At 37.1% G+C, this 21,141-nt stretch carries 25 protein-coding genes; 21 read left to right on the top strand and 4 right to left on the bottom strand.

Going from position 1 to position 21,141, the window contains the following annotated elements; translation table 11 throughout:
* Positions 1-51 precede the first annotated feature (51 nt).
* Genes M2139_RS08885 through M2139_RS08855 form a run of 7 tightly spaced genes read left to right on the top strand, consistent with a single transcriptional unit; the run spans position 52 to position 6,313 of the window.
* Positions 52-519 carry a V-type ATP synthase subunit K gene (locus tag M2139_RS08885; protein ID WP_280738446.1) on the top strand — a complete coding sequence of 156 codons (468 nt, stop codon included), beginning with the start codon at positions 52-54 and terminating at the stop codon, positions 517-519.
* Between the two features lie 53 nt (positions 520-572).
* Positions 573-1,169 (top strand): ATPase V, encoded by a 597-nt coding sequence (locus M2139_RS08880; RefSeq protein WP_280738447.1) that lies wholly within the window; start codon positions 573-575, stop codon positions 1,167-1,169.
* Between the two features lie 14 nt (positions 1,170-1,183).
* Positions 1,184-2,182, top strand: coding sequence for a V-type ATPase subunit (locus M2139_RS08875; RefSeq protein ID WP_280738448.1), 999 nt, complete (start codon positions 1,184-1,186; stop codon positions 2,180-2,182).
* On the top strand, positions 2,172-2,483 hold the full coding sequence (locus tag M2139_RS08870) for a V-type ATP synthase subunit F (protein WP_280738449.1): 312 nt from the start codon (positions 2,172-2,174) through the stop codon (positions 2,481-2,483). Before M2139_RS08875 ends, M2139_RS08870 begins: the two co-directional genes overlap by 11 nt.
* A gap of 37 nt (positions 2,484-2,520) precedes the next feature.
* On the top strand, positions 2,521-4,302 hold the full coding sequence (locus tag M2139_RS08865) for a V-type ATP synthase subunit A (protein WP_280738450.1): 1,782 nt from the start codon (positions 2,521-2,523) through the stop codon (positions 4,300-4,302).
* Positions 4,295-5,671, top strand: coding sequence for a V-type ATP synthase subunit B (locus M2139_RS08860; protein ID WP_280738451.1), 1,377 nt, complete (start codon positions 4,295-4,297; stop codon positions 5,669-5,671). The genes M2139_RS08865 and M2139_RS08860 overlap by 8 nt, the downstream gene beginning before the upstream one ends.
* A 6-nt stretch (positions 5,672-5,677) precedes the next feature.
* Entirely contained in the window at positions 5,678-6,313 is a 636-nt protein-coding gene (locus tag M2139_RS08855; protein WP_280738452.1) for a V-type ATP synthase subunit D, read from the top strand.
* 220 nt (positions 6,314-6,533) lie between these two features.
* Here M2139_RS08855 and M2139_RS08850 read toward each other — a convergent pair whose 3' ends face one another.
* Positions 6,534-6,908 (bottom strand): VOC family protein, encoded by a 375-nt coding sequence (locus tag M2139_RS08850; protein WP_280738453.1) that lies wholly within the window; start codon positions 6,906-6,908, stop codon positions 6,534-6,536.
* A 172-nt stretch (positions 6,909-7,080) separates the two neighbouring features.
* Between M2139_RS08850 and M2139_RS08845 the strand changes: the two genes are divergently transcribed.
* Complete coding sequence (locus M2139_RS08845) at positions 7,081-7,530, top strand: NUDIX hydrolase (RefSeq protein WP_280738454.1); 450 nt, start codon at positions 7,081-7,083, stop codon at positions 7,528-7,530.
* Between the two features lie 55 nt (positions 7,531-7,585).
* Here M2139_RS08845 and yidA read toward each other — a convergent pair whose 3' ends face one another.
* Genes yidA through M2139_RS08830 form a run of 3 tightly spaced genes read right to left on the bottom strand, consistent with a single transcriptional unit; the run spans position 7,586 to position 10,625 of the window.
* Positions 7,586-8,395, bottom strand: a complete 810-nt coding sequence (gene yidA, locus M2139_RS08840) for a sugar-phosphatase (protein WP_280738455.1) — start codon at positions 8,393-8,395, stop codon at positions 7,586-7,588.
* A gap of 25 nt (positions 8,396-8,420) precedes the next feature.
* Positions 8,421-9,788 carry an HD domain-containing protein gene (locus M2139_RS08835; RefSeq protein ID WP_280738456.1) on the bottom strand — a complete coding sequence of 456 codons (1,368 nt, stop codon included), beginning with the start codon at positions 9,786-9,788 and terminating at the stop codon, positions 8,421-8,423.
* Positions 9,789-9,809: 21 nt separating this feature from the next.
* Positions 9,810-10,625: a lipoate--protein ligase family protein gene (locus M2139_RS08830; RefSeq protein WP_280738457.1), complete on the bottom strand. Its 816-nt coding sequence runs from the start codon at positions 10,623-10,625 to the stop codon at positions 9,810-9,812.
* Between the two features lie 265 nt (positions 10,626-10,890).
* On the opposite strand from M2139_RS08830, the gene M2139_RS08825 reads away from it, so the two are divergent.
* From M2139_RS08825 to M2139_RS08765, 13 genes are all read left to right on the top strand, one after another.
* A complete protein-coding gene (locus tag M2139_RS08825; protein ID WP_280738458.1) occupies positions 10,891-11,328 on the top strand; it encodes a DUF1934 domain-containing protein in 438 nt (145 codons plus the stop codon).
* Positions 11,329-11,541: 213 nt separating this feature from the next.
* Positions 11,542-12,159, top strand: a complete 618-nt coding sequence (gene rpoE, locus M2139_RS08820; protein WP_280738459.1) for a DNA-directed RNA polymerase subunit delta — start codon at positions 11,542-11,544, stop codon at positions 12,157-12,159.
* A gap of 279 nt (positions 12,160-12,438) precedes the next feature.
* Positions 12,439-14,184 (top strand): DNA polymerase III subunit gamma/tau, encoded by a 1,746-nt coding sequence (gene dnaX / locus M2139_RS08815; RefSeq protein WP_280738460.1) that lies wholly within the window; start codon positions 12,439-12,441, stop codon positions 14,182-14,184.
* A 36-nt stretch (positions 14,185-14,220) separates the two neighbouring features.
* Positions 14,221-14,535, top strand: coding sequence for a YbaB/EbfC family nucleoid-associated protein (locus tag M2139_RS08810; protein WP_280738461.1), 315 nt, complete (start codon positions 14,221-14,223; stop codon positions 14,533-14,535).
* Positions 14,536-14,665: 130 nt separating this feature from the next.
* Positions 14,666-15,262, top strand: coding sequence for a recombination mediator RecR (gene recR, locus M2139_RS08805; RefSeq protein ID WP_280738462.1), 597 nt, complete (start codon positions 14,666-14,668; stop codon positions 15,260-15,262).
* Positions 15,263-15,346: 84 nt separating this feature from the next.
* A complete protein-coding gene (gene tmk / locus M2139_RS08800; protein WP_280738463.1) occupies positions 15,347-15,991 on the top strand; it encodes a dTMP kinase in 645 nt (214 codons plus the stop codon).
* Between the two features lie 35 nt (positions 15,992-16,026).
* Positions 16,027-16,356: a cyclic-di-AMP receptor gene (locus tag M2139_RS08795; protein ID WP_280738464.1), complete on the top strand. Its 330-nt coding sequence runs from the start codon at positions 16,027-16,029 to the stop codon at positions 16,354-16,356.
* A 30-nt stretch (positions 16,357-16,386) separates the two neighbouring features.
* Positions 16,387-17,340 (top strand): DNA polymerase III subunit delta', encoded by a 954-nt coding sequence (gene holB, locus M2139_RS08790; RefSeq protein ID WP_280738466.1) that lies wholly within the window; start codon positions 16,387-16,389, stop codon positions 17,338-17,340.
* A gap of 21 nt (positions 17,341-17,361) precedes the next feature.
* Positions 17,362-18,189, top strand: a complete 828-nt coding sequence (locus tag M2139_RS08785) for a stage 0 sporulation family protein (RefSeq protein ID WP_280738467.1) — start codon at positions 17,362-17,364, stop codon at positions 18,187-18,189.
* Entirely contained in the window at positions 18,182-18,520 is a 339-nt protein-coding gene (locus M2139_RS08780; RefSeq protein WP_280738468.1) for a DNA replication initiation control protein YabA, read from the top strand. Before M2139_RS08785 ends, M2139_RS08780 begins: the two co-directional genes overlap by 8 nt.
* A gap of 83 nt (positions 18,521-18,603) precedes the next feature.
* Positions 18,604-19,482: a 16S rRNA (cytidine(1402)-2'-O)-methyltransferase gene (gene rsmI / locus M2139_RS08775; RefSeq protein ID WP_280738469.1), complete on the top strand. Its 879-nt coding sequence runs from the start codon at positions 18,604-18,606 to the stop codon at positions 19,480-19,482.
* A 45-nt stretch (positions 19,483-19,527) separates the two neighbouring features.
* A complete protein-coding gene (locus M2139_RS08770) occupies positions 19,528-20,223 on the top strand; it encodes a response regulator transcription factor (RefSeq protein WP_280738489.1) in 696 nt (231 codons plus the stop codon).
* Between the two features lies 1 nt (position 20,224).
* Positions 20,225-21,112 carry a HAMP domain-containing sensor histidine kinase gene (locus tag M2139_RS08765; protein WP_280738470.1) on the top strand — a complete coding sequence of 296 codons (888 nt, stop codon included), beginning with the start codon at positions 20,225-20,227 and terminating at the stop codon, positions 21,110-21,112.
* The last annotated feature ends 29 nt before the right edge of the window (positions 21,113-21,141 follow it).

Raw genomic sequence — 21,141 nt, 5'->3', positions numbered from 1 at the left:
AAACAGACGGCTTAGTAAATAGAAAAGAAGTAATGGAGGATTTGAATAATCATGATGGAATATTTAATTGAAAATGGTGGTATTGTTTTTGCAGTTTTAGGTATGGGGATTGCAACAATCTTCTCTGGAATCGGCTCTTCAAAAGGGGTAGGTTTAACCGGGGAAGCTGCCGCAGCGTTAACAACTAGTCAACCAGAAAAATTTGGTCAGGCTTTAATTCTACAATTATTACCCGGTACTCAAGGGTTATATGGCTTCGTAATTGCTTTCTTGATTTATCTTAATTTATCAAGTGATTTAACTATGGTACAAGGTTTAGGCTATTTAGGTGCTTCACTACCGATTGCTTTCACTGGTTTGTTTTCAGGAATGTCACAAGGACGAGTGGCTGCTGCTGGGATTCAAATTTTAGCTAAAAAACCTGAACATGCAACCAAAGGTATTATCTACGCTGCCATGGTAGAAACCTATGCAATTTTAGGATTTGTAATCTCATTCTTATTAGTAGGGAAAGTTTAAAAATTCCTTTAATGAACAAAAGTAATCAGTATAAAGGAGGCTTGTCCGAAAATATGAATGCCATTGAGAAAATTATAGCCCAGATGGAAAATACAGCTAATGAAGAATTAGCCCAATTAGAAAAAAATGAAAAGCAACGAATTGACGATGATTTTCAAGCGGCTTCGATTCGTTTAATGAACGATTTTGAAAAACAAAAAGTGAAGCAACAAGAATTGTTGGATAGTAAATATCGCCAATTGCGCAATCGCCAACAAGTTGAAATTCGTCAAGAAACGTTAAATGAAAAACAACAGTTTTTAACAAAACTATTTACGGAAGCGGCTTTACAAATGGAAAATTGGCAGGAGGCGGAAGTGCAAAAATTTGCGCTGCAAGCTTTAAAACAAATTCCTTTAAAAACGGCGGCTAAATTAATTGTTGGTGAAAAAAGTCAAAGCTATTTAACAGCGACTTGGTTGACTGAAATTGTTGCAGAATTACCTTATGACTTAACTTTATCTGCGGAAATTGTAGCCAATCAAGCAGGCTTTGCGGTTGATGATGAAGGAGTTCAATACAATTTTATTTTCCAAGATTTAGTAAAAGATGCGCAAGAACAGATGGCTTATGAAATTGCCCAACAATTATTTGAACAAGCAGAAGAATGAAATGAGGGGACAATATGGTGAAACAAGCAAGTTATCATGAATTGAATCCTTTGATTCGCGGGAAAGAACTGGAGCTTTTGCCAGCTGATTTGTTTGAGCGTTTGATTCAAGCAGCAACCGTTGCTGAAGTCGGTGAAATATTGCGAGGAACTTACTATAGTTCATTAATTTATCCTAATTTTGACTATGATTTTGATAAAAATATCGAAAAAGACCAAGAAGAACTCTTTTCTTGGCTGGTAGCAACTGCGCCAGAAAAAGAAGTCATTTGGGTTTATACGATGCGCTTTACTTTTCATAATTTGAAAGTTTTGACGAAAGCGGAAATGTTGCAGAAAAATTTTGATAATTTATTTGTAGCCGATGGTTTTTATGACATTCAAGAGTTAAAAGAAGCCATTCGTACGGGAGAATCAGAACGTTTGCCCGAATCGCTTATGAAAAATATTCAAGAAGTGCAAAGTTATTTTGGTGAATCAAAAGTTCTACAAGGAATTGACGTTATCTATGACCGGCAATTTTTGGCAGAACAACGAAATTTAGGCGAAAAACTTGGCTATCCTGAGTTATTGCAAGAAATCATCGCTTTTATTGATTTGACGAATATCAATACCTTAGCTCGCGGCATTCAACAAAATCGCAGTATAGCCTTTATGACAACGGTGCTATCTAGCTCTGGGGGAATCGCCAAAGAAGCGTTGCTAGATTTAGTTGAAGCTGATCCAGCTGTTTTTGTGCAATTTATCCGTCAAACAGAATATGGTGAATTGCTAGCGCCAGCTTTACAAGGGGAACAAATTGATTTTGTTCAATTGGAACGCTTAAAAGATGATTATTTAACTGATATGTATCAATTAGCGCAAACGCAAGCTTTTGGTCCCTTACCTTTGTTAGCTTTTTTAAATGCTAAAGAAGTGGAACGGAAAAATTTACAGCTGATTGTTTCAGGTAAACGTAGCGGGATTGATGCTACGGTGATTCGAGAAAGGATGCGAAAGACTTATGGCGCATAAAATCGGGGTTGTTGGCGATAAAGGTTCAGTTTTACCTTTTAAATTATTTGGTTTTGATGTGCAATACGGCACAGATGATAAAACTACCCGCCGAGCGATTGAAAAAATGGCAGCCGCAGATTATGGCGTGATTTATGTCACAGAACAATGTGCTGCCATGGTTCCGGAAACCATTCTCCGTTATGAAAGCCAGTTAAAACCTGCGGTTGTGTTAATTCCCAATCATCAAGGAACGCTTGGTTTAGGAAAAGAAAAAATCCAAAAAAATGTTGAACGGGCTGTAGGGCAAAATATCTTATAGCTGCCAGTTTTCAACTGATGATAAAGGAAGTGGAACTTTGCAAGACGGAAAAATTATTAAAGTATCTGGTCCTCTTGTAATGGCAGAGAATATGGCAAATGCCAGTATTCAAGATATCTGTTTAGTAGGAGAACTAGGTGTTATTGGCGAAATTATTGAGATGCGCAAAGATGTAGCATCCATACAGGTATATGAAGAAACTTCAGGCATTGGCCCAGGTGAACCGGTTAAAACAACTGGTGAAGCTTTATCAGTGGAATTGGGCCCAGGGATTTTTTCACAAATGTTTGATGGGATTCAGCGTCCACTAGATACTTTTATGGAAATAACTCAAAGTAATTTTCTAGCTCGTGGTGTGCAATTGCCCGCTTTAGATCATGAAAAAAAATGGTCTTTTGAAGCTTTAAAAAATGTCGGAGATGAAGTTGTTGCTGGGGATATTGTGGGTTTCGTACAAGAAACTAAAATTATTCAGCATCGGATCATGGTGCCTAATGGCGTGAAAGGTAAAATTGTTGCTATCACTGCTGGTGAATTTACCATTGATGAAGTGGTTTATACTTTGGCAACTGAACAAGGGGAAAAAGAATTTACGATGCTACAAAAATGGCCGGTTCGTCGCAGCCGTCCTGTGAAAGAAAAATTAAATCCTGATGCACCGATGATTACTGGTCAACGGGTAATTGATACCTTTTTCCCAGTAACTAAGGGTGGGGCAGCTGCTGTTCCCGGACCTTTTGGTGCTGGTAAAACTGTTGTGCAGCATCAAATTGCTAAATGGGCTGATGTGGATTTAGTGGTTTATGTTGGTTGTGGTGAACGGGGTAATGAAATGACCGATGTACTAAATGAATTTCCTGAGTTGATTGATCCCAATACTGGTGAATCTTTAATGGAACGCACGGTTTTAATTGCTAATACTTCAAATATGCCAGTAGCGGCACGGGAAGCATCAATTTATACAGGAATTACGATTGCCGAATATTTCCGCGATATGGGTTATAACGTAGCGATTATGGCAGACTCGACTTCGCGTTGGGCGGAAGCTTTGCGGGAAATGAGTGGTCGTTTAGAAGAAATGCCTGGTGATGAAGGTTATCCTGCTTATTTAGGTAGCCGTTTAGCTGAGTATTATGAACGAGCAGGTAAAGTAGTGACTTTAGGCTCTGAAGGTCGTGAAGGAAGTATCACGGCAATTAGTGCGGTTTCACCTTCTGGTGGGGATGTTTCTGAACCAGTTACGCAAAATACTTTGCGGGTAGTAAAAGTTTTTTGGGGCTTAAGTTCAACTTTAGCGCAACAACGACATTTCCCATCAATTGATTGGTTGCAAAGCTATTCTTTGTATGACAGTGAAGTCGGTAAATACATGGATCAAGCATTGCAATGTGATTGGTCAAGCATGGTGGCTGAAGGTATGCGGATTTTACAAGAAGAAGCTCAATTAAATGAAATTGTTCGTTTAGTGGGGATTGATTCTTTATCTGATAAAGATCGTTTGACTTTACAAGTTGCCAAATCAATTCGTGAAGATTATTTACAACAAAATGCTTTTGATGATGTGGATACTTTCACTTCAAGAGAAAAGCAATATAAAATGTTAGAGATGATTTTAGCATTTGGTCATGAGGGACAACGGGCGTTAGAGTTAGGTTCTTACTTATCTGAAATTATGAATGGTACCGTGGAATTGAGAGACCGGATTGCTCGTAGTAAATACGTTCCCGAAACTGAATTATATAAATTAGATAATATTACTAAAGATATTAAACAAGCGATTCAAGGAATTATTGCTGAAGGAGGAATGACCAATGATTAAAGAATATCGTACGATTGGCGAAGTTGTTGGCCCTCTAATGGCAGTTGATAAAGTTGAAGGGGTAAAATATGAAGAACTGATTGAAGTTCGCATGCAAACGGGGGAAATCCGCCGGGGGCAAGTTTTAGAAGTTCATCAGGACAAAGCCCTAGTTCAAATTTTTGAAGGAAGCAGTGGTATTAATTTACGAGATTCAGCGGTGCGCTTTTTAGGTCATCCGTTAGAGTTAGCTGTTTCTGAAGATATGATTGGCCGAGTTTTTGATGGTTTAGGTCGTCCAAAAGATAATGGTCCCGAAATTTTACCTGAAAAAATGGTGGATATTAATGGGGAAGTTATTAACCCGATGGCGCGGGATTATCCAGATGAATTTATCCAAACTGGGATTTCAGCGATTGATCATTTAAACACTTTAGTACGTGGACAAAAGTTACCAGTTTTTTCTGGTTCAGGTTTACCTCATAAAGAGTTAGCGGCCCAGATTGCCCGTCAAGCTAATGTTTTAGATTCGCAAGAAGACTTTGCAGTTGTTTTTGCGGCAATTGGGATTACTTTTGAAGAAGCAGAATTCTTTATGGAAGATTTCCGTAAAACTGGTGCGATTGATCGTTCGGTGATGTTTATGAACTTAGCCAATGATCCAGCGATTGAACGAATTGCAACACCGAAGATGGCTTTAACCGCCGCGGAATATTTAGCTTACGAAAAAGGCATGCACGTCCTTGTGATTATGACGGATATGACTAACTATTGTGAGGCTTTGCGAGAAATTTCAGCAGCTCGCCGGGAAGTTCCTGGTCGTCGGGGCTATCCAGGTTATTTATATACTAACTTAGCTACTTTATATGAACGAGCTGGACGAATTCGTGGTTTGAAAGGTTCAGTAACGCAGATTCCAATTTTAACGATGCCTGAAGATGATAAAACACATCCAATTCCTGATTTAACCGGTTATATTACGGAAGGGCAGATTGTGTTATCCCGCTCTTTAGATAAAAGCGGTATTCAGCCACCGATTGATGTTTTACCTTCCTTATCTCGTTTGAAAGATAAAGGAACGGGTGAAGGCAAAACTCGTGGCGATCATGCAGCAACCATGAATCAGCTTTTTGCAGCTTACGCTCAAGGAAAACAAGCCAAAGAATTAGCGGTAGTTTTAGGAGAATCAGCTTTATCTGATGTTGACCGGATTTATGCAAAATTTGCCGTTCGTTTTGAAGGAGAATACGTCAACCAAGGCTTTTACACCAATCGTTCCATTGAAGAAACGTTAGATTTAGGCTGGGAGCTATTATCAATGTTGCCAAAAACTGAGTTGAAACGGATTAAAGATGAAATGATCAATCAGTATTTACCGGAAGTGGAGTGATAGCTGATGGCAAGATTAAACGTAAATCCAACGCGAATGGAGTTAACCGGATTAAAACGCCAGTTAACAACTGCTACTCGCGGGCATAAATTGTTAAAAGATAAACAAGATGAGTTAATGCGTCAGTTTATTGCTTTGATTCGTAAAAATAATGAATTGCGGCAAACAGTGGAAGAAGAGATGCACGCTGCTATGGCGGATTTTGTTTTGGCAGATGCGATTATTAATGAAGCGTTTATTGAAGAACTCTTTATTATTCCTTCTGAAAAGGTAACTCTTGATATTCTCGAAAAAAATATTATGAGTGTCAAAGTGCCAGTGATGAATTTTAGTTTTGATCAGCAAGACAGCGAATCGCCTTTGGAATATGGCTATTTAAACTCTAACGCGGAATTAGATCGCTCGATTGACTGTTTTTCAGCATTGTTGCCTAAATTATTGGAGCTAACTGAAATTGAAAAAACGTGTCAGCTAATGGCGACCGAAATCGAAAAGACTCGCCGTCGAGTTAATGCTTTAGAGTTTATGACAATTCCTCAATTGGAAGAAACCATTTACTACATCCAAATGAAATTGGAAGAAAACGAACGCTCTGAAGTAACCCGCTTGATTAAAATTAAAAACATGGGGCAGACAATCTAAAAAGCAAAGCGAGCTCGTCCAGCTCTCGAACAAAGTGCAGAATCAAATTATAGTGGCGTTTTCTGCCACGAATTTTATTCTCACTTTGTTGAAGAGAGCTAGTTCGCGTAGCTAGATTAACTAAAAAGCAAAGCGAGCTGATGAAATTGTTCGCTTTACAAAAGACCAGCCATTCATTAACGATTTTACGTTAATGAATGGCTGGTCTTTAAATATTTAATTAATGTTCGCGAATAACTTCTACTTTATAGCCATCAGGGTCGATGATGAAGTAATAAGAAGGAGCAACGCCAGGTAAACCTTTTAAGTCAGTTATTTCGTAACCCGCTGCTTGATGTTTAGCGTGCAGTGCTTCTAAATCTGGGGTACTAATAGCGATATGACCATAGCCATTCCCTAAATCATAAGCAGAATGCTTGTAATTATAAGTTAATTCAAGTTCATAAGTATCGCCTGGTAAAGTTAAGTAAATCAAAGTGAATTCTGCTTCAGGGAAATCACGGCGACTGCTTTCTTCAAAACCAAAAGCTTCTTCGTAAAATTTAACAGAAGCCTCTAAATCTTTTACGCGAACACAAGTATGTGCCATTTTCATAATAAAAACTCCTTTTAATTCGTTTTAATGTATTCATTTGCCTTAATTATTTTCATAATAGCATAATAATTTAGTAAATAAAAGAAATTCACTTAGACTTGTTTCACTGCAATTCATCATGTTAATATAAAAAGAGCAACAGCGTATAAATTTAATTTTAGAGGAGTTCATTATGACGACACATCCAGTTTTTGGGGAGAAATTGGCAGATAAAAATTATCAAAGCCGCTATGCCGCTTACGTGGTTTTAGCTGATGAAAATAGAAAAGAAATTGTTTTAGTGCAAGCGCCTAATGGGGCCTACTTTTTACCTGGTGGAGAAATTGAAGCCGGAGAAACAAAAGAGACAGCAATTGACCGCGAAATGATTGAAGAGTTAGGTGTCAAAGTTTCTTTAGGCACCTATTTTGGGCAAGCAGATGAATATTTCTTTTCGCGGCATCGCGATACTTACTATTATAATCCCGGTTATTTTTATCAAGTGGATACGTGGGAGCAAATCTGTGAACCAACAGAAAAAACTAATCAGCTTTTATGGACGACACCACAAAAAGCCCTTGAATTATTAAAACGTGGCAGTCATCGCTGGGCAGTTGAAGAGTGGCTCCTTAAAAATAAATGATAAAAAAGCAAGTGAACCTTTTTCCTAATCGAAAAATAAGCACTTGCTTTATTTTTTATAAGACAAATTTAGTGAAGGCTTCAGCCACACCATCTTCTTGATTGCTTGCGACCGTGGCTTGAGCCGCGGCTTTTACATTAGCGGTAGCATTACCGACCGCGATACCCATACCAGCATATTCAATCATCGCTAGGTCGTTTTCGTTGTCGCCAATCGCCATCGTTTCTGCTTGCTGAATCCCTAAATGTTTAGCTAAGGCAGCTAAGCCATTACCTTTATGGGCTTCTTTGTTTAAAATTTCATAATAAAATTCGGTACTGCGAACTGCCGTATATTTTTCAGTGAAATCAGCAGGTAGCTTAGGAATGACGGCATCTAAAATTTCTTTGTCGTCAATCATCATCATTTTAATAATCTGAATTTCTTCTGTCATTTCTTCAGGCGTCCGATATTTCAAAGGCATATTAACTAAAGTTGCTTCATGAACGGAATATTTCCCGATATCACGATTTGGCGTATAAATACTTTCGTGATTAATTGCATGGAAGTGAACGCCGTTTTTGCGAGCTAGCATTTCAACTTCAATATAATCAGCTAAAGTCATGCCGTAACGAACAATAATATCGCCAGAAGCCACATTTTGCACTAATGAACCGTTGTAAGTAATCACGAAATCATTGGCAGTGTTCATTTCTAAATCAGCTAATAAATCAGCCACACCGGGTAAAGGGCGACCAGTACATAAAACTACATAAACGCCAGCAGCGCGGGCTGCTTGAATCGCTGCTCTAACTTTTGGGGTGATTTGACGGTCATTATTCAATAAAGTACCATCAATATCGATTGCAACAAGTTTAATTGACATAGTAAATTAACTCCATTTCAAAGGTTTATTCCGGGGAAATAATTCGGCCGTTTTTAATATATTTGGCAAATTCTTGATAGGTTTCCTCAAATAAATCATAATGTTCTTGGCGGCGCTGGTCAATCATTTCTTTTGGAAAATAGAAACGATGGTCTCCTTGGGATTGCCCAGCTAAAGCTGAAACTAAAGGGCTAAGCTGAGATAATTCAGTTAAGCTGCCATCTTGTTTCGCGATTTCGATTTGAGTACGCTGCTTTTTCGTATCTGGGCGATAAAAATCATAAGGTAAATCATAGCTAGAATTAATCGCCGTATAATATTTAGGATTATAACCTAAGCTAGCAATTAAAGCTTGCATTTCCTTGATTAATGGCATTTGCGTTTCTTCATCAAAAACCACGGATTTTAAGGGTTTACGATTTAAAAAGCGTTTGGCTAAATCAGCTAAAATGACATCTTGTTCATCAATCCATTGGGTGAAACAAGTTAATAAGACGCCATCATCCAATTTTAAATAATCAGCCAGTGTAAATTGTTGCTTTAAAAAAGGCAACAGCAATTGAGAGTGAGCTTCAAAGCTATCTGGGGTTTGTTGATAAACTTCAGAAGCCCGATTTAATAAATGCTCCAATAAAACTTCCATCCCGCGAGAAACGGGGTGAAAATAAACTTGCATATACATTTGATAACGACTAACGATGTAATCCTCAACCGCGTGCATGCCATTTTCGGAAAAAGCAATGCCATTTTCATAAGGGCGAATTACTCGTAAAATGCGGGTTAAATCAAAAGTACCGTATTCAGTGCCGGTATAATAAGCATCCCGCAATAAATAATCCATACGGTCCGCATCAATTTGGCTGGAAATTAATTGCACGACTTGCGGATTAGGATAAGTTTTTTGAATCACACTGGCCACTTTATCAGGAAAATCTGGTGAAACTCGATTTAAAATTTGAAAAACTTCAGTTTCTGGGGAAGTGATAATTTCAATAGTAATCTCTTCATGGTCGGTTTGAAAAATATACTCAAAAGCATGGGAGTAAGGGCCATGACCGACATCATGTAAAAGGGCGGCACATAAGGCAACTAATCGTTCATCATCATCCCAACCAGAAGCACCATATTTTTCTTGTGGATAATTTCGCAGAAAAATATCACAAATGCGGCGGGTGATTTCATAAACCCCTAAGGAATGGGAAAAACGGCTGTGTTCAGCGCCATGGAAAGTAAAAGAAGAAGCACCTAACTGTTTAATTCTTCGCAAACGTTGCACTTCTTTTGAATCAATTAAATCTAAAATAATTTGATGTTGCACATGAATATAATTATGTACCGGATCCCGAAAAACTTTTTCGGTTGGCAGGAGTTGGGCTTTATAAGGAATTGACATATAAAATCAGTCCTTTCATTTTTATAGTAAAAGGTTATTGCGTTGCTGCATTTGCAGTATTTTTTTTTGCAATAATTCTTCAGCTACTGAATCATTTAATAAATTAGCTAAAGTGGTTGCTTGGCTAGTTGTGGCTAAAAGTTGCATTGCAGCTGTCATTAAGCTATCTTTGGCTGAAGCAACAGTGATTTCTTTAGCGAGCAACTCGCTGAGATTTGCCATGCTGGCTGGATTAACAGCAGGATAGCCATCTGCGCCAAATTGTTCTTTTAGGGTTTCTTGATAAAAATTTTTAACTAACAAGCCCCGTTGTTGTTGCGGACCAGATAAGCTGAGATAGATCATAATGGCGACGCCATTTTTTAAACGCCGCTGAGCTAAACCAGCAAATTTTAACTGTTGTAAGGTTAAATCGTAGCTACCAGGGCAATAAGAATCAGCAACTAGTTGTGGTATTATTTCTGCGCTAAAGGCTTGTTTCACCACGGCAACCATTAGCTGATAGGCGACTTCAATTGAAAGTTTTTTTGCTGAATCAGTAGGCAAAATTAAAGAGATATTTAAAATGCCAGCATCAGCGATGACCCCTAAGCCACCAGAATTACGAATCAGCGGCTGAATATTTTCTTTTTTTAGATAAGCAAGACCGGCAGTAAAATTTGGCACGCGAGTATCTTTCATACCTAAAATAAAAGTTTGCGGTAATTGCCAAAAATGCAGAAAAGCTTGTTCATTTTGGCTGGCAGTTTCAATTAAAAAGTCGGTTACCGCAAAAGGTAGATATTTATCTTCAGAAGGGAGCATTTTTTGGTCTAAGACTAAAAGTGTTGATTTCATAGCCAGTCTCCTTGTCAGCAAGTGTTATCTTTAAGTTGTTGCAAGTGACTTGTTTAACAACTTTGTTAGGATTTAATTTGATAATGACATGAATTTTTAAGATTGTCAAAGATTCGAGCGTTAATTATTGACAAAACAGTCTTTTCAGTGAAAAATAGGGATAGTTTCTAGTTAAGGTCAAAATATGTCAAAGTTCAACTTGAAAAGGTCGTTAATCAGGAAATTTAAAAATAAAAAGTCAATTTACAGAAAGGAGTCTAGCAAAATGGATTTAACCAAAGGTCTAGATGTATCAATTCAATTACGCACCCAAGTCACGCAAGCAGGTGAACAACAGGAATTTTATTTTGAAGTTCCTGGTCAGGTGGTCAAAATTGGTGATACTTTATATATTCGCTACAAAGAAATTCAAGAGGACACGCAAGCCGAAGTACCTGTGACTATTAAAATTTTGCCAGATGGTGCAGTGCAACTTATTCGTGGTGGAGAAGGACGAATGCGTTTGAAATTTGCTTATCGAGAGCATTTAGAAAGCCAATATCGCACACTCCATGGGCAATTTCCGATTACAACGTATACCCATAATATCCGTTTTAGTTTAAAAGATCGACCAGTTGCTGGCAAAGTTGTGGTTGATTATGATTTATACTCTATGAACCAAAAAATTGGTGAATATCAATTTACTTTAGATTTTACGGCGTAAAAACAATCATTAATTTCACCAATGAACAAAAGCTAAGGTGAAGTTAATGATTTTTTTAAAGCTAATTTTGTGTTGTTTTAAGGAGAAAAAATTTAAAATTAGCTGAATAAGTCGTAGAGAGTGAAAAAATCCCCTTAAAAACTTGAAAAAGAATTGATTTTTTCGGTGCTGTTTTGTATGATAAAGAGTAGACTGTGAAAGGACGTGTACCCTTTGGAAATAAATGTATTTGAAGGATTAAATAAAAATGAATTATCAATGATTGAAGTTGCCCATGCGATTTTAGAGCAAAATGATAATGTAATGGATTTTTCAGACCTAGTAAATGAAATTCAAAATTATCTTGGTAAATCAGACTTAGAAATTCGGGAAGCTTTATCACAATTTTATACTGACTTAAATATTGATGGCAGTTTTATTTCTTTAGGCGATAATCGTTGGGGCTTGCGCTCTTGGTATGCGATTGATTCAATTGATGAAGAATTAAATCAAGGCTTAGATGAAGATGATGAAGAAACACCACGTCGTAAAAAACGTAAAAAAGTCAACGCCTTTATTACTGGCGATGAAGATGCCATTGACTACAACGATGACGATCCAGAGGACGCTGACTTGGTTGATGAAGAAGAAGATACTGATTTGTTTGATGACGATGATGACGAAGATGAAGAAATTGCAGCTTACAATTCAGACTTACAAGAAATTGGTGCTGATGAGCCAAGTGATGATGAAGAAGAATTACCTGGTGGTATCGAAGAAGATTTAACAATCATCGATGATGATTACGAAGATGAAGACGAAGAGGACGAAGAAGATCCTTTAGGAATTTAAGTGAATAGAGAACCTGTCAGTAAAGAACTTTCATTTACGACAGGTTCTTTTGCTGTTGTTTTACTTTTGAAAAGCTAGTTGTTGAAAAAGACTAGCTTTTTTTTGCTAACAGAAAATCATTGCTAAATTTGTAGTTTTTTTCTTGAAAATCCCGTATAATGAAAGATAGTGAATTTTACGTTTTAAACAACTAAAAGCTGATTTTTTAAGGCTTAAGCTATTAAATTAACAATAATAAAATCAGACTAATTTTAATACCATAATATTAGGAGGCATAAAATGGCATATCAGGCACTTTATCGTGTGTGGCGTTCCCAGCGTTTTGAAGATGTAGTGGGACAGCGGGCGATTACCCAGACATTAAAAAATGCGATTATCCAAAATAAAACCTCCCATGCATATTTATTTACGGGACCAAGAGGAACGGGTAAAACTAGTGCGGCTAAAATTTTTGCGAAAGCAATTAATTGCCCTAACAGTCAAGATGGGGAACCTTGCAACGAGTGTGAAATGTGTCTTTCAATTACCGAAGGACGACAAGAAGATGTAATTGAAATTGATGCAGCTAGTAATAATGGCGTGGAAGAAATTCGCTTTATTCGCGATCGTGCCAATTACGCTCCTACGCAAGCAACTTATAAAGTATATATTATTGATGAAGTCCACATGCTTTCAACGGGCGCTTTCAATGCTTTATTGAAAACTTTGGAAGAACCGAAAGAGCAAGTGATTTTCATTTTAGCGACAACAGAACCACATAAAATTCCTTTAACAATCATTTCTCGTACGCAACGCTTTGATTTTAAGCGAATTGGGATTAGCGATATTGCCAATCATTTGGCTCATATTTTAAAAGAAATTCAGCTGCCTTATGAAGAAGCTGCTTTGCAAGTGATTGCTAGAGCTGCTGAAGGTGGTATGCGGGATGCTTTGAGTATTTTAGATCAGGCGATTTCTTATAGCGAAGGCACGATTACTTTAGAAAATGCTATGCAAGTTACCGGTAGTTTAACCAATGAAATGATGGATAGCTATTTGCAACATTGTTTTCAAGGAGAGCCTGAAGCTGCTTTAGAGAATTTAGCAGAGATTTTAGCTGAAGGTAAAGAAGCGCGACGTTTCTTAGAAGATATGTTGTTACATTGTCGTGATTTATTAATGTATCAGCAAGCTCCTAAGCTTTTAGCTGAAAAAGTCGGCTATTTAACCGAAACTTTTAAAGAACTGGCAGAAAAAATTCCAGCAGACCTATTATATGAATGGATTCGTTTATTAAATGAAACGCAAAATGAAGTGCGATTTACCAATAATGCGAATATTTATTTAGAAGTTGCAACAGTTAAATTAGCCACTCAAGGACCTAAGCAAAAGCTGGCAGTTGTAAGCAATAATCAAGGGACTGAGTCAATTCCAGCAAGAACTAATGATTCCCAAGAGCTACAAGCCTTAAAACAAGAGGTTCAACAGTTGCAACAGGCCATTCAACAGTTGCAAAGCGGTCAACCTCAACAAAATCAAGCAGCACCGGTTAAAGCTGAAAAGCAAAATACGGGTTATGTTGGGCCACGAGTACCGAAAGAACAAGTTTTTCAGGTGTTACAAGAGGCGACTAAAGATCATTTACAACAAGTCCGTCAAGTTTGGATGGATTTATTACAAACTTTATCAGTCACGCAACGCGCGATGTTAAAGGCGACCGAACCATTGGCATCAGGGCCTAATCGTTTGCTGATTGCTTTTGATTATGGTATTGTCTGCCAAAAGGTTATGAACGATGCACCGCTAATTTTAGCGTTACAAAATAATTTGAGCAAAATGATTCCCGACTATGCACCGACAATTTTATGTATCGCTAAAGATGCTTGGCCGGAAGTTCGGCAGGCCTATGTGGCTTTTGCTAAACAACAACCGCAAGAAATTGCAGAACTAGAAAATGAAGAACTAACTGAAGAAACGCAAACAGTCAATGTAGTTACTGAAGCTCAGAAAATTTTTGGTGATTTAGTAACTGTCGTTGATGATTAAAAAATAATAATTAAAGATGTAAAGGATGATTAACTGATGATGCGCGGTATGGGAAATATGCAAGGTATGATGAAACAAATGCAAAAAATGCAAAAAGATATGGTGAAAGAGCAAGAAGCTTTTAACGAAAAAGAATTTACGGGCGTTGCTACGAATGATTTAGTAACAGTTTTATTTACTGGCGACCGTAAAATGAAAGATATCACAATCAAAGAAGAATTGCTTGACCCAGAAGATCCAGAAATGCTTCAAGATTTAGTCTTGATGGCAGTCAATGATGCCTTAGCCAAAATTGCGGAAGAAAATGAAGCAACTTTAGGTAAATATACAAAAGGCATGCCAGGATTTTAAATAAATTCATTTATAACGAGAATGCCAGTTTAACTTATTTAAGCATAGTAGTTGAATGGTATACAACACGAAGTTAAAACTAATTTTTCACTGAAAAATTAATAACTTAATATGAGTAAGGAGCCAGATTATGCACTATCCTGAACCAATTGCTAAATTGATTGATAGCTATATGAAATTACCTGGAATTGGCCAAAAGACAGCGACGCGGCTGGCTTTTTATACCCTTGATATGAAAGAAGAAGTGGTTAATGATTTTGCGAAGGCTTTATTAAGTGTGAAGCGTGATCTTCATTTTTGCAGTATTTGCGGCAATATTACGGAAGAAGATCCTTGCGAAATTTGTCAAGATACCACGCGGGATCGCTCAACGATTTTAGTAGTTGAAGAACCTAAAGATGTCATGTCAATGGAAAAAATGCGAGAGTATCGCGGTTTATACCATGTGCTTCATGGCGTTTTGTCACCGATGGAAGGAACTGGTCCTGAGGATATAAATATTGCTTCCTTACTGCAACGTTTGCATGATGAAGCCGTTGAAGAAGTAATTATTGCAACCAATGCCACGACTGACGGAGAAGCCACAGCAATGTATTTGTCCCGCTTAATTAAGCCGGCGGGGATAAAAGTAACTCGCTTAGCTCATGGCTTAGCGGTAGGTAGCGATATTGAATATGCGGATGAAGTTACTCTGCTAAAAGCAGTGGAAGGTCGCCGCGAATTATAATTTGCAGGAATACAGTTATATTAGTTCATTTTTTTGAACTTTTCTAGTAAAATGAAGTTAGTAGAAGATAGATGGAGGATTATTGTGAAGGGATTATTTATCACCATTGAAGGACCAGACGGAGCTGGAAAAACCAGCGTGCTGGATGAGTTATATCCAAAGTTACAAATCAATGCCAAAAGAAAATTAGTTAAAACCCGTGAACCTGGGGGGATTGCGATTGCTGAAAAAATTCGTAAAATCATTTTAGATCCAAGAAATGAAGCGATGGATGAACGGACAGAAGCGTTATTATATGCGGCTGCTCGCAGACAGCATTTAGTTGAAAAAATCTTACCTGTTTTATCAGAAGGTGGCATTGTTTTATGTGACCGCTTTGTTGATAGCTCGTTAGCTTATCAAGGTGCTGGGCGCCGAATTGGCATGCCGGCAATTGCTGAGATTAACGAATTTGCAACTGAAGGAACAAAACCGGATTTTACTTTATATTTGGATATTGATTCAGATACTGGTTTGCAAAGAATCAGAAGAAATCGCATGAATCAAATGGATCGTTTAGATAATGAAGGTTTAGAGTTTCATCAACGGGTCCGTCATGCTTACTTAAAAATGGCAGAAAGTAATCCAGAGAGAATTTATAAAATAGATGCTCGTTTTTCACTTGAGCAAGTTGTTCAAGATTCACTACAAGCGATTTTAACTCGCTATCCAGAATATTTCGGCTATTAATTTTTGAAGAATCTACTTTGAAAGGATGAATGAAAATGAAACTGATTTTAGCAATTGTTCAAGATAAAGATAGCAATCGATTGGCTAATGAATTTATTGATGCTAATATTCGTGCAACGAAACTTTCTTCAACTGGTGGTTTCTTAAAAGCCGGCAACAGTACCTTTATTATTGGGGTTGATGATGAAAGAGTAGAAGCAACTTTAGAGTTGATTAAAAAGACTTGTCAATCTAGAAAACAATTTGTTTCAACACCTGTAACTTTAGATTTATCAATGGATAGCCAAATTCCTTATCCAGTTGAAGTAGAAGTGGGCGGTTCAACGGTCTTTGTTTTACCAGTTGAAGGGTTCCATCAATATTAATGAAGTGACGAATAAAACATGGAGGCGTTTATGAAAGAATCAGCGACTTTTTTTGAGACTCAGCCAGTTGTTTTGACGCAACTTCTTCGCAGTTTGAAGCATGAGCGCTTAGCTCATGCTTATCTTTTTGAAGGGGATAATGGCACTGGTAAACATGAAGTGGCTCTATGGCTGACGCAGGCATTTTTTTGCCTTGAGGGAACTGAAGGGCAACCTTGTGAAGCTTGTAATAACTGTCGCCGAATTGCCGAAGGTGTTCATCCCGATGTGATTATTGTTGAACCAGATGGGCAAAGTATTAAAGTGGAACAGATTCGTAATTTGCAAGCTGAATTTGCTAAAAGTGGTTTTGAGTCTAAAAGTAAAGTTTTTATTTTAAAAGATGCTGAAAAAATGAATAGTAGTGCCGCCAATAGTTTATTAAAATTTTTGGAAGAGCCTTCTGGTAAGATTTTAGCGATTTTAGAAACAGCAGCTTTAGGGCGAATTTTACCAACGATTCAATCACGTTGTCAGGTGATTCATTTTCAAGCACTTTCTGCTGATAATTTGCAGAAAAAATTGGTTGCAGCTGGCATTTCATCGCAAAATGCCGGAATTCTAACAGCATTAACCAACAGCTTTGAGAAAGCAGTTGAAATCTCGCAAAAGGAATGGTTTAATGAAGTTAAAGAGTCTGTCTGCCAATGGTTTGATTACTTAAGCAAAAAAGATCCGCAAGCCTTTGTTTATATTCAAAAGAAATTGCTAAAAGTCTTGCCTGATAAGGAACGTCAAAATATTGCTTTAACCTTGTTAATGTATTTTTTTCAACAGCATCTACAAGAGCTAGTTAAAAAAAATCAAAAGCAAGAAGTTATCAAAATTAATCAACAGCTGCATCTGATTTTAGAGGCAGAACAAAAATTGGCTGCTAATGTTGCTTTTCAAGGAGTGACGGAGCAGTTGACGATTAGAATTCTTGGTTGGAACACTCAAATATAAATTAAGAGGAGGCTTTTTCGAATGGTAGAAGTTGTAGGTGTTCGTCATCGTCCAGCTGGACACATCTATTATTATTCACCTGGGAAAGCTGAGTATACATATAATGATCGCGTACTTGTGGAAGCTCAGCAAGCGAGATATCTAGCAACCGTTGCAATTCCAAAAATTGAAATTGACGCTAGTGACTTGCCTGAAGAAATAAAACCGATTTTACAAAAAGCAACAGAAAATGATTTACTAAGAGATGCCGAAAATCAGCAAGAGGCAGCGGATGCTTTTAAAATTGCTAAAGAAAGAATTCGTGCTCATGAACTAGATATGAAATTAATTCATGCGGAATTTACTTTTGACCGTAGTAAAATTGTTTTTTCTTTTACAGCAGATGGTCGGATTGATTTTCGTGAATTAGTTAAAGATTTAGCCGGCATTTTCCGGACGCGAATCGAGTTACGCCAAGTAGGTGTTCGTGATGAAGCGAAATTTTTAGGTGGGATTGGTCCTTGTGGGCGCCAGCTATGTTGCTCGACTTTTTTAGGCGATTTTATACCAGTATCAATTAAAATGGCGAAAGATCAAGGTTTGTCATTAAATCCAACAAAAATTTCAGGTTTATGCAGTCGTTTAATGTGTTGTTTGAAATATGAAAATGATGAATATAAAGTTGCCAAAAAAGAATTACCTGATTACGGCAAAGAAATTTTAACCCCTGATGGTAAGGGGAAAGTTATTGGTTTGAATTTATTAAATCGTGTCGTGCGGGTTCGGCTGGTAGGTCGAGAAACGCCAGTAGAATATACGCATGAAGAATTGAAACAAGTAACAGCTAAAGTGGGGGATGACCTTGGATAAGCGTTCATTATATGATGGCTTGAATTGTTTAGAGAACGAATTGCGGAAAACCTTAGATGAGTTGGTAGAAATGAAAGAAGTTTTCCAACAAGTCGTTGAAAAAAATGCTACTTTAGAGATGGAAAATCAGCGTTTACGGGAACATCTAAGAGAGATTACGCAAGAAGAACAAGCGGCTACTAAAGATAAAAAAAATGCCCCGCCTTCCCAAGCCCGTAAAAATTTAGAAAAAATTTATGAAGAAGGGTTCCATGTTTGTTATGATTATTATGGTACCCGCCGCGAAAAAGATAGTCCTTGTCTTTTTTGCTTAAGTCTAATTGATAAGTAAAATAGGTATTGATAAAACTGGAACTTGCCTCTTTGCAAAGGGCTAGCTGTTCCAGTTTTCTTTTTAAGATAGGATGTGAGGGTTTGTTAAAACAAAAAAGTTTTAGTGGGAATCAAGTAAAAGGAATTTTATATTTAGTGCCTACACCAATTGGCAATTTAGAAGATATGACTTTTCGCAGCGTCAAAATTTTAAAAGAGGTCGCTTTAATTGCCAGTGAAGATACTCGTAATACGCAAAAATTGTTAAATCATTATGAAATCAGCACTTCTCAGAAAAGTTTACATGAGCATAATTATCGTGAGCGGATTCCCCAGTTGTTAGAGCTATTAAATGCAGGGCAGTCAATCGCTCAAGTGAGTGATGCTGGCATGCCTTCCATTAGCGATCCCGGTCATGAATTAGTTAAAGCTTGTATTCAAGCAGAAATCAATGTGGTGGCTTTACCGGGACCAACAGCTGGCGTAACAGCTTTAATTGCTTCTGGCTTAAATCCGCAACCTTTTACTTTTTATGGTTTTTTACCACGAAAAAAGAAAGAGCAAGTCGCTTTTTTACAACCATTGGTTCAAGATTTACAGACCAGTATTTTTTATGAATCCCCTTATCGTATGAAAAATACGGTTACTGTGATGCAAGAAGTTTTTGGCGGCAGTCGCCAAGCTGTAATTTGTCGTGAGTTGACGAAAATTCATGAAGAATATTTAAGAGGTAGTTTGGCAGAGTTAACGGATTATTTAGCGGAAAATGAGCTAAAAGGTGAGTGCTGTTTATTAGTTGCTGGTTTTTCTGAAGCAGATGATGTGACAGTTGACTCTGAAGAAATCGAGGCAGTAGATTTAAAAGCGCAAGTGGAAACATTAGTGCAACAAGGAACTTCACCTAAAGTCGCGATTAAAGAAATTGCTAAAAAGCATAATTTGAAAAAACAAGCCGTTTACCAAGCGTATCATGAATTATAATTTTTTGAGTTAACAATTAAATATTTATAAAAGGGATAATAAATGATGAAAAAGAAAATTTTAATTGTAGAAGATAATAATGATGTTAATGAAATGTTATGCCAATTTTTACAGCTAGATTATCAGGTGGTAGCAGCTTTTTCTGGTACAGAAGGTTTATTACAATTTCAGTCAGATACTTTTGATTTGGTTTTATTGGATCGCATGTTACCAGGTAAAACGGGAGAAGAAGTTTTAAAGGAAATTCGTAAGCTTTCCAATATACCCGTGATTATGTTAACCGCAGTAAGTGAAAAAAGTGAAATTACCAAGTTGTTGTTAGCTGGCGCCAATGATTATATCACGAAGCCTTTTGATATTAATGAGTTACAGGCTCGAATCGTTGTACAATTAAGAAGTAGCGTTGTTGCAAAAGATATTGATCAACCAACTACGATAACTTTTAAAAATTTGACACTTCATCCTGATTCTTTTCAGATTAGTTGTCAGGGGCAACGATTATTATTAAAACGTAAAGAATTTGAAATTTTACAATTATTAATTGCCCATCCTAAACGGGTGTACACGAAAGAAGCCTTATATCAAGAAATTTGGCAAGAGCCTTATTATGGAGATGAAAATACCATTAATGTGCATATTAGTAATTTGCGAAAAAAAATAAAAGCTTTGGATGAAGAAGAAGCTTATATTGACACAGTTTGGGGTATTGGAATTAGGCTTGCTGAAAAAGGTGGACTGTAAAATGATCCTTATTTGTGGTTTACTGCTAATAATCGTTGTTTCATATTTAACTTATTTATTAATTGACATTCGTTCATTAAAGCAACAATTAACTTCAATTGGTAATCAGCAAACCAATCAAGAGTTGCAAATGAAATCTAATAATCCTTTTTTAAAAAATTTAGTTCAAGAAACCAATCAGCTTTTGCGTGAAAAAAAGCAACTACAACAAGCAGTGACGGCTTCAAAAAAGGAATTAGATCAAGCGATTAATAATATTTCGCACGATTTACGAACACCTTTAACGGTGGCGATGGGGTACACGCAGTTTTTAGAGGAGCAAGAAGTTGATGCTTATCAACAAAAAGAATTGTTGAAAAAGGTTGTAACTAACTTAACTCAGGTAGAGGAGCGATTAGAGTTGTTGCTAGATTATAATCGTTTAAGTGAAGGTCGTTATGTTTTTGAACTGGAACAAGTTTCAGTTACGAATGTAGTAGAAGAGGCGCTATTAGCCATGTATGAAGCTTTTGTAGCAGAAGAATTTGAATTGCTACCAACTATTCAGCCAGGTCTTACGATGATTGCTGATAAAAATGCTTTGACACGCATTGTTCAAAATTTATTAGGAAATATGTTGCTTCATGGCGTTGGGCCTGGTGAAGTGATTTTACAACAAGAGCAACAAGGTGGGATTCAATTGATTGCTAAAAATCAGTTGTTACAACCAATCATGGAGCCTAGCCGTTTAACGGAGCGGTTTTACACAGAAGATTTATCCCGTAAAAGCCAAAATTCTGGCTTAGGCCTATATATAATTCAAGAATTAGTCACTAAGCTACAAGGAAAGATGGAAATTTCAGTAGCTGAGGAAATATTTGAAGTGAAGATTATTTTTGAAAAATTATGAAAACAGCCCCGGCAATCTGAAAAGTTGCA

The organism is Enterococcus sp. PF1-24, assembly GCF_029893325.1.
GTDB lineage: Bacteria > Bacillota > Bacilli > Lactobacillales > Enterococcaceae > HY326.
The sequence above is the reverse complement of the archived record's forward strand: the minus strand, read 5'-3'. Positions and strand labels throughout refer to the sequence as shown.